This window comes from Paenibacillus sp. Y5S-9, assembly GCF_036894235.1.
In the GTDB taxonomy this organism is placed as follows: Bacteria; Bacillota; Bacilli; order Paenibacillales; family Paenibacillaceae; genus Paenibacillus.
Window position 1 is genome coordinate 4,332,975 of sequence record NZ_CP145887.1, and the last position, 12,353, is coordinate 4,345,327.

General features: G+C 47.4%; 12 protein-coding genes. All 12 read right to left on the reverse strand.

What is annotated here, in order from left to right; translation table 11 throughout:
• Positions 1–139: 139 nt before the first annotated feature.
• A complete protein-coding gene (locus V6669_RS19015) occupies positions 140–739 on the reverse strand; it encodes a histidine phosphatase family protein (protein ID WP_338587581.1) in 600 nt (199 codons plus the stop codon).
• 43 nt (positions 740–782) lie between these two features.
• Positions 783–1,418, reverse strand: coding sequence for a hypothetical protein (locus V6669_RS19020; RefSeq protein ID WP_338587582.1), 636 nt, complete (start codon positions 1,416–1,418; stop codon positions 783–785).
• Positions 1,415–2,008, reverse strand: coding sequence for a sigma-70 family RNA polymerase sigma factor (locus V6669_RS19025; RefSeq protein WP_062835180.1), 594 nt, complete (start codon positions 2,006–2,008; stop codon positions 1,415–1,417). Before V6669_RS19025 ends, V6669_RS19020 begins: the two co-directional genes overlap by 4 nt.
• Positions 2,009–2,746: 738 nt before the next feature.
• On the reverse strand, positions 2,747–3,841 hold the full coding sequence (locus V6669_RS19030; protein WP_074095636.1) for a prephenate dehydrogenase: 1,095 nt from the start codon (positions 3,839–3,841) through the stop codon (positions 2,747–2,749).
• 26 nt (positions 3,842–3,867) lie between these two features.
• Positions 3,868–4,968 (reverse strand): histidinol-phosphate transaminase, encoded by a 1,101-nt coding sequence (hisC, locus tag V6669_RS19035; RefSeq protein ID WP_307534835.1) that lies wholly within the window; start codon positions 4,966–4,968, stop codon positions 3,868–3,870.
• An 86-nt stretch (positions 4,969–5,054) separates the two neighbouring features.
• Positions 5,055–5,861 (reverse strand): tryptophan synthase subunit alpha, encoded by an 807-nt coding sequence (trpA, locus tag V6669_RS19040; RefSeq protein ID WP_338587584.1) that lies wholly within the window; start codon positions 5,859–5,861, stop codon positions 5,055–5,057.
• The gene (trpB, locus tag V6669_RS19045) at positions 5,858–7,057 is read right to left on the reverse strand and encodes a tryptophan synthase subunit beta (RefSeq protein WP_338587585.1); all 1,200 of its coding nucleotides are present in this window, start codon (positions 7,055–7,057) and stop codon (positions 5,858–5,860) included. Before trpB ends, trpA begins: the two co-directional genes overlap by 4 nt.
• Positions 7,054–7,755: a phosphoribosylanthranilate isomerase gene (locus V6669_RS19050; RefSeq protein ID WP_338587586.1), complete on the reverse strand. Its 702-nt coding sequence runs from the start codon at positions 7,753–7,755 to the stop codon at positions 7,054–7,056. The genes trpB and V6669_RS19050 overlap by 4 nt, the downstream gene beginning before the upstream one ends.
• A gap of 32 nt (positions 7,756–7,787) precedes the next feature.
• On the reverse strand, positions 7,788–8,579 hold the full coding sequence (gene trpC / locus V6669_RS19055; protein ID WP_338587588.1) for an indole-3-glycerol phosphate synthase TrpC: 792 nt from the start codon (positions 8,577–8,579) through the stop codon (positions 7,788–7,790).
• Positions 8,569–9,609 (reverse strand): anthranilate phosphoribosyltransferase, encoded by a 1,041-nt coding sequence (gene trpD, locus V6669_RS19060; RefSeq protein ID WP_253442664.1) that lies wholly within the window; start codon positions 9,607–9,609, stop codon positions 8,569–8,571. The genes trpC and trpD overlap by 11 nt, the downstream gene beginning before the upstream one ends.
• A gap of 68 nt (positions 9,610–9,677) precedes the next feature.
• Positions 9,678–11,246, reverse strand: coding sequence for an anthranilate synthase component I (trpE, locus tag V6669_RS19065; protein ID WP_338587590.1), 1,569 nt, complete (start codon positions 11,244–11,246; stop codon positions 9,678–9,680).
• Positions 11,247–11,973: 727 nt separating this feature from the next.
• Positions 11,974–12,351 carry a chorismate mutase gene (aroH, locus tag V6669_RS19070; protein WP_338587591.1) on the reverse strand — a complete coding sequence of 126 codons (378 nt, stop codon included), beginning with the start codon at positions 12,349–12,351 and terminating at the stop codon, positions 11,974–11,976.
• Positions 12,352–12,353: the final 2 nt, after the last annotated feature.

Here is a 12,353-nt window from a genome sequence, read left to right on the forward strand (position 1 = left end):
CTAAACCTCTTTTTGGAAATCTTTTATGTTTTAAACCATACTATGCCCCAAGTTGGTCAATCAGAAGAAAAATGAGAGGTTTGAAATCATATAAAGTCTTTATTTCCCCATAAAACGCAAAAAAACAACCCAAGTTAGATTACTCAGGTTGTTTCGCTGTGTCCAAAGACAGATGTCGTGTGCAATTATATAACAGCGGACTCCAGTCATCACGTTCCTTTTCCAGGATCGTCAATGACAGGTTTCCAATCCGTTCTGTGTACCGATCTTTAAACAAGGCTGTTAACAGGTTGGCCAGAAAAGCTCCGTGAGTGACAATGAGCACGTTTTGGTCCGAATAGGCAGACCATAGATCTTCCAGAAACGCCAGTGCACGAATCTGGATATCCGCTATCTGCTCCTGTCCCAAGTCCAATGTCTCCCAGGATTTTCCCCAACGGGCAACCCGTTCTTCTGAAGTCAGACCTTCAATCTGACCAAAAGCCCTTTCTTTCAACCGTGCGTCCGGCTCAAGCAAAGGTACATTCAACAGTTTAGAGATAATCTCCCCTGTTTCCTGAGCACGCGATAATCCACTTGTGATGATATAGTCCCATTGGTATTCTTCCGTCAGCAGACGTCTTCCCAGGCGCTCTGCCTGTTCACGACCTTCTCCATTCAGAGGAATATCCGTCTGACCCTGTATACGGCCCGCCGCATTCCAGTCTGTAAGACCGTGACGAATAAGCCCGATTCGCACTTACATCCCTCATTTCTCCACACGGCGAACGAAAGGTTATTACCTATGCACTCGCACCTTGTTTGCGTTTATTCGTTGTTCGATGCATACGTCCAAGAGAAAATAACGCCATTCCTATTGCAAGTAAAGAAAGTGCCATCCAATACTGCGGATAAGCAGGTCCCATGCTCACAACAAAAGGTTCCATGATACTTCCTCTGTCCGCTCCAGTCATGTTGTACTGATACATTCCAGAGGACGATGGTCCGCTTCCGGCAACCCCTGTCTCCAGGATACCTGTAGCAACAACCTTGGTTTGCTCAGCTTCTGATACGTCTGGCTTAAACATTGCCATATACAGAAAGCTGCATAAAAAAATAGCCAGGAACGCGGCGATCCACAAAGACATATGCTTACGGATCACAGCAGAGAAACGATTAACCTTTGCCTCTTCCGGCAATAACCATGGAGACTCCGCATAGATCCGGTCCATAACGTTACGGTTCACTCTCTCTGCCTGTTGTTCTGTCACTGGAACCGGGATGCTGTGCAGCAAGATCTGGGCTTCTTCCCAGACCTCAAACTGCTCGGAGCACTCTTCACAACCAGCGAGATGAGCATGAAATGCAATCCGCTGAGGATGATTTTCCGGCAAGTCCCAGACCAGTGCAAACAGTTCCTGGGCTTCATTGCAATTCATCGGTTCTTCATCCCTTCATATGGCTCGTACACCGGTTCGAAGAAATAAGGTTCCAATTGAGTTTTTACGCTTGATCTTGCTCTGAATAATAGCGATTTCACAGAACTGACGCTCTGCCCAAGAATATTCGCAATCTCTTGGTAGTCTAGTTGATCATACTCGCGGAGTATAATCGCAGAACGCTGCTTCTCCGGCAAATTGTTAATCGCATCCCTAACCAGCATCACCCGCTCGCTGCGTAGTACAGCATACTCCGGTGCATTCTCCGAAGGAGCAACGGGGACAATCCCGCTCTCTTCAAGTGGGACATTTCCGCTGCGCTGTTTGCGAAGCTCACTCAGTACCGTATTTCTCGCAATGGTATATAACCAGGTTGAGAATGAGGCATCCACCTCACGGAAAGAGTGCAGACTGCGGAACGCCTTATAGAAAGTCTCAGAACAGAGATCTTCCGCAAGCAGCTCCATATTGGAACTTTTCAACATATGATATACGAAAGCCAGTATTTTACGCTGATAACGACTCATCAGCTCGGAATATAACTCCAGGTTACCTTCCTTGATCTCTCGAATCAACTGGGAATCCGTCATTTGAGTGCGACCCCTCCTCGCCCATCCATGTGCTTCTCCCCGTTCGACTCTATCCATGTATTACCGAACAGGCACAAAAAAGTTGCGGTTCTCACCGCATATAAACAGCGTTCAGCGCCATAACTGGCCTTCCCGCCAAATTCCCCTATGTAATGGCAATTTCCCCAACGTTTCTACATTAACAGTATTTATTGTACAACGGTCTGCATCATCCTGGCAAATCCATTGGTATCCACAGAACCCGACCTGTCATTCATATGCGGTCATTTTCACGTTCATGACTTCATTTTGAGCCTTTTTGGTAACCCTTGCTTATATAGACGGACGACATACCAAAAAGGTTACAAAAATGTGATATTTATTTGATCTTAGGTATCCTAACAGATTAAGGAGGGAGATGTAAATAGAGGATGTAAGTTTAAGGTTAAGTGTAACTATAAACATATCGTGCCTTTCTCATAACTTTTTAAGACAAAAAAAAAAAAAAAAGACCGCTTACATAAGCGGCCATTGCTCACGTGGAGCAATACAGTTATTGGATAGGAGTGGAGAGAAACCATACTGTACCCTTATTATATGTATACGTTTTCATTTTGTCAACACTTTCAATAAAATTGTTTGAATTAATTATATCTTTCGGTAAATCAGGATAATACATCCTTTTTTTCGTGACTGAAAATCAAATAACAAATTCAATATAACCTCACAAAAAAGAGGGCTTTCGCCCTCTTTCTCGTCTTATATCCACACTTGATAGCCCAAGGAATCCAATAACGTCTTGGCTCGTTCCATATCTTCTTCCTGACGGAAAGACAGACGCATAATGCCCGGCACATCCACCCGGTTCTCGATAATCTCCAAGTTGCTCAAGTTGATGTCATTCGCCCCAAGCTCAGTTGCGATCTTACCGATCATGCCTGGTGCATCCTGGACATCAGTATACAGATCAAATAACGGCGAAATCATGCCTTTGCGTCGTTCTGGTAATATACTGCGGAACTCGCGGGCCTGACGGAATGCCTCCTCTATGCCTTCACCGTTCTTATGCTCCAGCATATCCGTAAAGGCCGTCATCTGGCTATTCCAGTCCTTAAGCAAGCCCAGCAGTACATCACGGTTGCTAAGCAAGATATCTCTCCACACAATCGCATCACTGGACGCAATCCGGGTAATATCCCGGAAACCACCTGCAGCCAGCATTTTATACAGTGGATTCGACTCATTATATTCACGCACCTGATTCACCAGCGCAACAGCAATAACATGTGGCAGATGACTAATCGCCCCCACGATGTCATCGTGCAGCAGAGGCTCCACACGCACGATCTGTGCCCGCGTATACGCAAGCAGCTCAGACAGCCTGCTGTAGGCTTCCTCAGGTACATGTTCTGAAGGGGTTAAGACATAGTATGCATTCTCAAACAACACGGCTGAGGCCGCATCTACGCCTGCACGCTCCGACCCTGCCATAGGATGACCACCAATGAAGTAAGCGTCAGTCAACCGCACATGCTCGGCACAAGCGGCAATGGAAGCTTTAGTGCTTCCTACGTCCGTGATGATACATCCTTTTTTCAATGGCAGCTTGGAGAGCTTTTCGAAATAGGATTCTAGCAAACCTACGGGAACGCACAAAAAAATAAAGTCGGCATCCTCTACCGCTTCTTCCAGAGAGAGCGTAGCATCATCCACTACACCGCTCGCTATGTACTTGTCCTTCAGTTCATCCAAGTGGGCGTAGCCCATCACGGTTACACCTGGCTTGCCTTTGAAGCAGAGCGCAAGTGAACCGCCGATGAGTCCTACACCAATCATTGCAATTTTTAGTTTCATGGGTCCTCACTCTTTCATCGCCAGTATTAAGGGCGTGCTACCGCCTTCTCAGCCAGCGTGTTCTCCAGTGCCGTGACAAATGCACGGTTCTGTTCTGATGTTCCGACGGACACACGAATGTAAGTTGGGTATACGTGGAATCCTGGGCGAACGATAATGCCTTGTTTGAGCAAGGATTGGAACGCAATTGCTGAAGGCATATCCAGATCAACCATAATGAAATTACCCTGTGAAGGGAAATACGACAATCCGAGCCGTGTAAATTCATTTTGCAGGTAATCCCGATCCGTTGCATTCCGCTTCGAGCACTCTTGAACAAAATCCTGATCCAGAAGTGCAGCAGTTGCCGCAACCTGTCCAAAACGGGAGGTGTTAAACGGTTCACGTACACGGTTAATCAAATCAATTATTTCGGGACGTGCAATGCCGTAACCGATCCGGAGCGAAGCCAAACCGTAGATTTTGGAGAATGTCCGCAGTATGACCAAGTTCGGATACCGTTCGATCAATGGTACGCTTTGCGGGTATGCTTCATCGGTTACGAATTCATAATAAGCTTCGTCCAGTATGACCATCACATGAGCAGGCACACGGTCCATAAAGGCTGTAAGTTCCTGCTCGGAGATAATCGTACCTGTTGGATTATTGGGATTACACACCCATACTGCTTTGGTTTTGTCGTTAATTTGTGCGAGCATCGCGCTCAGATCATGCGTGCCATCTTTCAGAGGCACTTCGATGGTCACGGCACCCTCAATATCTGCATTGCTTTTATATACGGAGAATGTCTGATCTGCCATGATGGTCTCGTCGCCCGGCAAGAAGAAAGCTCTTGTGATCAAAGCAATAATCTCATCGGAACCACAACCAAATATTAAGTTGTTCCGTTCAACGCCAAGATGCTTGGCAAGAACTCCCGTCAGCTCAACCGAGCTACCGTCTGGGTATATGCTTATATTCGTCATTTCTCTCGTAATGGCTTCCAGGGCGGCAGGAGAACTGCCGTACGGGTTTTCGTTGGAGGCCAGCTTGATGACTTGTTCAAGGCCCAGTTCACGTTTCACTTCTTCAATCGGTTTGCCCGGCTGGTACACAGGCAGATTGACAATCTGGGATTTCGGTTTCAACCCGACCGCCTCCTGTTATTGAAATAATGTTAGACACGAATCAGCGTGCACCTTACGTGTCCAAAAGATGTCCTTTCAGGACATCCCTATCCCTTTAATTGTGCCACAAAGTTGCGAATTTGCAACAGTCCCGCTGCACGCGTATCCGGATTTTCAAGCAGAGGAATTGCATCTTCCACCTGACGAACAATGGCACTACCTACAACAACGCCATCGCAGATGCGGGAGAAATGTGCCACCTGCTCATGACTGGAGATACCAAAACCTACCGCTACAGGAAGGTCTGTCAGACTTTTCACCGTCTCAATGAAGCTCTCTACGCCATCAAAGAAAGAAGCTCTCTCTCCGGTTACCCCAAGGGAAGATACACAATAGATAAAGCCGCTGGCTCCCTTCACAATCCGCTCAATCCGTGCATTAGACGTGGGTGCAACAAGCGGCACCAGATGTACACCCGCACGATTCGCGCGTTCACGCATCTCTTCCGCTTCCTCAAGCGGCAGGTCCGGAATGATCATGCCACTAATATCGTGTTTGACCAATTCATCAAAGAATACATCCAATCCTGTCTGCAATACCGGATTATAATAGGTGAACAGTACAAACGGCAGTTTCACACCTGCCTTACGAGCTTTTTCAGCAGTTTCCATAACAGTACGAATGGTAATCTGGCTTTTCAGCGCACGTTCGGAAGCACGCTGAATGACTGGGCCATCTGCAAGCGGATCGGAATAGGGAACACCCAGTTCCAAAATGTCCGCTCCGGCCTGTTCAAGCTCCTTGATGATATCGATCGTTGTATCCACATCCGGGTCTCCCACGGTTAAAAATGGAATAAGTGCCGTGCGATTCTGTTGCTTCAATTGCTGGAAGGTCTGGTCCATCAGATTCATCCCAAGTCACCTCCCGTGTATTTCATGATCGATTCAACATCCTTGTCTCCACGTCCCGACAGACAAATGACTACAATATCATCTGCTGTAAGTTCAGGCGCCAGTTTGACAACTTGGGCTACCGCATGTGCAGACTCCAGAGCAGGAATGATTCCTTCCGTCCGACATAGGAGTTGCAGGGCATCCAGTGCTTCCTGATCCGTGATCGGTACATATTTTGCCCGTTCAATATCCTTGAGATAGGAATGCTCCGGACCAACACCCGGATAATCAAGTCCGGCCGAGATGGAATGTGCTGGCTGAACCTGTCCATACTCATCCTGCAACAGGTAACTCATAGATCCCTGGAATACACCATGCGTACCTTTGGTCATCGTCGCAGCATGATACTCGGTATCTACCCCTCTGCCTGCGGCTTCAACGCCAATAAGCTTCACATCCTGATCACCGATAAATGGATAGAACATACCGATCGCATTACTTCCTCCACCCACGGCTGCTACAATCACATCTGGCAAACGCCCTTCGATTTCCTGAATCTGACGACGGGTCTCATCACCAATCACACGTTGGAAATTCCGCACCATCATTGGATATGGATGAGGCCCAACCACTGATCCAAGCACATAGAACGTATCCTCTACATTGCTAACCCAGTAGCGAAGTGATTCATTACCAGCATCCTTCAGTGTCCGTGTTCCAGACGTAACTGGAATCACTTCTGCTCCAAGCAGCTTCATCCGAAATACGTTTAACTGCTGACGCTCTGTATCTTCTTCGCCCATAAATACTTTGCATTCCAGTCCAAGTAATGCGGCTACGGTTGCCGTTGCAACGCCATGTTGACCTGCACCCGTTTCGGCAATCACTTTCTTTTTGCCCATCCGTTTGGCAAGCAAACCTTGTCCAATGGCGTTATTGATTTTGTGAGCGCCTGTATGATTGAGATCTTCACGTTTCAGATAAATTTTCGGTCCGCCCAATCGGCGTGACAATTGCTCTGCATGATATAATGGCGTTTCACGTCCAGAATACTCGCTTAGCAGATAATTCAGTTCCTTGTTGAATTCCTCATCTTCAGAGAAGTGGCTATATGCCTCCTCCAACTCAATAAGTGCGTTCATTAGTGTCTCAGGTACAAATTGGCCTCCGAAGTGACCGAAACGCCCGTTTTGATCCGGCAATTGATGTGTCATGCCTGCTTCACCCTTTCTACGAATGCTGTAATTTTTGCCATATCCTTCACACCTTCAGTCTCAACGCCGCTGGATACATCAACGCCGAAAGGTGCATATGTCTGTATTAGTTCTTGTACATTGTCCGGCTGCAAACCTCCTGCAACGAACAGAGAAATTCCACGCCTTTTCGCCCATTCAGCATAGGCAGGGATTCGCTCCCAGGCAAACGTTTTCCCGGAGCCCCCTCCATATAGAGGATCATGGGTATCAAGCAATATCGCATCCACGAATTTATCGTAACTATCAAGAGCCCTTATGGCTGCATCATCAGCTTCCGGTCCCATTTCATCTTTGGGAAAAGAAAAAACTTTGAACACTTTGGCATTCCACCGCTGCTTCACCTGCTGGCAAAATTCCGCAGACTCCTGTCCATGCAGCTGAATAACATCCAAGTGAGCAATCTCCATAATGTGTTCCAGCTCTTCGATCGTAGGATTCACAAATACACCCGCAAGCTTCGGCCGATCATAGGTAGACCATTCGAACAACACCATTCTTAATGCAGCAGCCTGCTCGGGTTCGATTCGGCGGCGTGATTTGGCAAAAACAACACCAATGTAATCCACAGGCAAGTTTATCATCGATTTTAGCACTTCAACGTCCTGAAGTCCACATATTTTTACGGCCGCTGGCAGCGGGTTTCTCAGTTCTGACATACTGTCGCCTGTGCCATCGTGTATGGAAGTATTCACCATTTGGGTCCCATCAGATCATATACAGCCGCCTCGACATCATCCTTGCGCATGAGATGCTCACCTACGAGAATACCATGAACACCGGCCTGGATCAGAGGTACGGTTGATTCTGGTCCGTCAATACCACTTTCGCTAATCAAGGTAACGCCACTCGGAATCAATTCCATCAAATCCAGTGTCGTGTTCAGACTGGTTTCGAATGTTTTCAAATTACGATTGTTGATGCCCACAAGTGTTGCCTGCGGAATGTCCAATACCTGCTCCAGTTCTGTTCGATCGTGAACTTCAATCAAGGCATCCAGCCCCAAACTTTTGGCAAATTCCAGATATTGACGAATCTGTTCAGGTGTCAGAATACTGGCAATCAGCAATATCGCATCCGCACCCAGCAATCTTGCCTCGGCAATCTGTCGTTCATCTATAATAAAATCCTTGCGTAACAGCGGAATGTTCACCGCCTGATGAATCGCCTGCAAGTACTCGTTGCTGCCTTGAAAATACGACACATCCGTTAATACGGAGATGCAGTCTGCACCCGCTCGCTCATAAGCAGCAGCAATCTCTACCGGATGAAAATCCGGACGAATTAACCCTTTGGATGGCGAAGCTTTCTTCACTTCAGCAATAAGGCCGAGTTTGCGATTGCGTCCGCTCGATAGTGCTTGTTCAAACCCCCGGGTTGCGGGTAGTTGTTCGATTTTTTGGATAGCTTCATCCATTCGAAATGTCTGTGCCAGAACTTCAACTTCTTTATGTTTGGTTGCAACGATTCGATCAAGATACATGACTGTACGCCTCCGTTGTATGAATTAACTGTTCAAGCTTCCCGGCAGCTTTGCCCGAATCTACTGCTTCTGCGGCAAGTGTTACCCCTTCCGCAATGCTATCTGCAAGACCGGATACATAGATGCACGCTCCGGCGTTCAACAGAACGACATCACGGTAGGCACTCTGCTCACCCTGGAAGATCCTCTTAATAATTTCGGCATTCTGTGCCGCATCTCCTCCAAGTACCGCTTCGAGCGGATGCAGAGACAACCCCATATCACGTGGATCGATATCGTAGGTGTGCACTTCCCCATTGCGTAGTTCAGATACCTGAGTTGGCGCCGAGATGCTGATTTCATCCAGACCATCATGGCTGGCCACAACCAACGCTCTTTTGAGACCAAGACGATTCAGTACTTCAGCAATCATCGGCGTCCGGGAACGATCATACAGACCAAGCAATTGGCGATCTGCTCCCGCCGGATTGGTTAATGGTCCGAGCATATTAAAAATGGTCCGAACACCCAGCTCTTTTCTTGGTCCTGCCGCATGTCGCATGGATGGGTGATATACCTGGGCAAAACAGAAGCAGATTCCGATATCATCCAGACATTGTCTGGCCTGCTCTCCGTTCAGATGGATATTTACACCGAGTGCTTCTAATACATCTGCACTTCCCGCTTTGCCTGAAGCTGAACGGTTGCCATGTTTGGCGACCCGAACCGAGACGGCAGAAGCAATGATTGCGGATGCTGTGGAAATGTTGAATTTGTGAATACCCGATCCACCTGTTCCACACGTGTCCAGCAAGCCGCTGCCATCCGTTAGAATTCGTCCTCCCTGACCACGCATGGCTTCAGCAAAACCAGTGATCTCATCCACCGTTTCCCCCTTCATCCGCAGCGCCATCAGCAAACCTCCGATTTGAGCCGGTGTTGCCTCACCTCTCATAATGGAGTACATCAAATCTCGTGCTTCGGCTTGCTCCAGATGGCTGCCCTCCAAAATCTTCGCCAAACCATTCTTCATGCCATCCTCGCGTGTAATCTCAGCAATCGGAGTTACAGGGTTCTCATTCATTATCGGGTTTATGTTCATCTCCGGTCTCTCCTCTCTCAGTTCTTAGCGGCCGCTGGTGTGACAAAGTAGTCTGCATTCGCCAGTCTCAACGTACTGTCCTTTTCTTTGGCAGGAAACATGGCTTCTGCTGTTCGAATCGCCTTGAGCAATGCTTTAGCTTTGTTAACCGTTTCCTCATATTCCTTCTCAGGTACAGAATCCCATACGATTCCCGCTCCGGCCTGTACATATGCTTTTCCTTTTTTGAAAATAATCGTACGAATTGTAATACAGGAGTCCATGTTACCCGAGAAACCAAGGTATCCGATTGCTCCTGCATAAGCACCCCGTGCCTCTTTCTCCAGTTCTGCGATAATCTCCATTGCTCGCAGTTTCGGTGCACCGGATACGGTACCTGCTGGCAAGCATGAGAGGAACGCATCGAAGAAATCCTTGTCTTCTCTAAGTTCGCCCGTAACGTTGGAGACCATGTGCATAACGTGAGAATACCGTTCAATCTCCATGAACATGTCACACTTCACACTACCGAAGCTGGATACCCGGCCCAGATCGTTACGACCCAGATCAACCAGCATCAGATGCTCCGCGCGTTCTTTCTCATCCTGGAGTAGATCAGCAGCAAGTGCACGATCTTCCGCCTCTGTTGCTCCCCTTGGACGTGTGCCAGCAATCGGACGTGTCTCCACACGATTCCCGTCCACCTTGACCAGCGCTTCAGGGGAAGTACCCACGATAATCTCATCATCCATTTTGAGATAGTACATATAAGGTGAAGGATTCAGGGTCCGAAGCACACGATACACGTGAAGCGGAGAAACTTCCGTATCAATGTGGAAACGCTGGGACAATACCACTTGAAAAATATCACCTGCGCGAATGTAATCTTTGGCTTGCTCCACATTACCGATAAATTGCTCCTTCGTGAGGTTGGAGCGAATATCCCCCAGTTCCACGTCTCCCGGAATGGAACGCGGATTCAAGTTCTCCCCTGGTCCTTGCTGCTGCAAACGTTCTGCGGCCTGCTCCAGCTTCTCCGAAGTCACTGCATACGCTTGACGTATCTCGTCATCCGTTGCACCGTCCTTGACGTGTACATTACCAACGAGCAGCATCTGCTGCTTCACATGGTCAAACACGATAATCTGGTCACAGAACATAAAACGAATGTCATCCATATTCAGGTCATCCAGCGCGTGAGCTGGAAGTTTCTCATAATAGGAGAGCAGATCATATCCGAAGAAACCAATTGCCCCTCCTGTGAATGGTGGCAGTTCATCATCTTTTGGACTGCGATACTTACGCAGCAGTGCTTTCAGTTCTTCGATCGGTTTGCCTGGCAATTCACGTGTTTTCCCTGCTTCTTCTACAACGATCCGACCCTTCTTGGCCGAAATCATCAGGAACGGATCTGTGCCGATGAACGAGTATCTCGCCCATTGGATCCCCCCCTCTACACTTTCCAACAGGAATGCCCGGTCGTTGTCAGCATAACGGCGGAATATTCGAATCGGAGTCTCCATATCTGCCAGAATCCGTTTGACTACCGGAATCAGATTATACTCATTCGACATTTTCAGTACTTGATTAACGTTTGGCGTTATCATCAGATCACGTCCTTTCAGATTTAGGTAAGTTCAACTAAAGATTGTTTACACTGAGCACTTCGATGACAGAACAACCTTCCGATCACTGTTATCCCCAGATTTTTTCGATCCCTTTCTAAAGGGGAAATCCGGTGATAGCGTATGCTTCCGATGTAGCTTTCTTTCAGAAAGCTTTTAGGCGAACGCTTCGCTTCTTCACGTTATTTCTGTCCTCTGCGTTTTTGTGTAAAAGTTTAGTTGAACTTATAGGGGTAGACGAAAAGGTTATATGTACAAAAAAACCTCTACCATCAGGTAGAGGTTTGGTTATAAGCTGTATTTAACAGGGTGATGCTTCATAAATAACAAGTCCCTATACTTCGCTGTCGGATTATTCACAGGTCGCTGAATTGATGCATCTCACATCATCCAAATCGGGAAAATATATCAGTTATAACACTTCAACTCTCATTCCAATATTTCGTAAAATATAGGAGAGTCATTGATTGTGTTTATACCAAAATATATCAAAACAAAATGTCCTATGACACGTTTGTTTTTCCCTATTCCTGTTACCTATTCCGTAGCACGACGTACCGTGAATCAGTTGACCGGTTTCTGTTGCCCCGGTTACCACCCACTGGACTCTGCTATATACTCCACTAGCTCAGCTGCTCTCAGCTCAATCTCAACTCTACTCAACTGGTTCTCACTATACATCATTATGATCGGTTTGACAACCCACTACTTAAGAGCCAGAAGGTGCTGCCAAATCCGGACGTAATGCCTGTGCACCGTTCAGATACACATGGTTGATTTCATTCTGCGATTTATTCGTATTCACATGAACCATGAAACGAATGCATTGCGCCAAGGCACCTTGAACCGGAACCTCCAGTGCACACATTAGTGGTACGAGTTCCCAGCCATCCAGTTGGCGAATAGCTTTTGCCGGGAAAGCAGCATCCAGATCCCCAGTTAACGTAATCCACACACTGCAGATATCTTCCGGTTGAATCTCATTGCGATCCACGATTTCCTGCAACAATACAGCCGTTTCCTTCAAAATCTGTTCTTCGTTGTTCTGCGTGACTGTTGTAGCCCCGCGAATTCCCCGTGTGACCATTG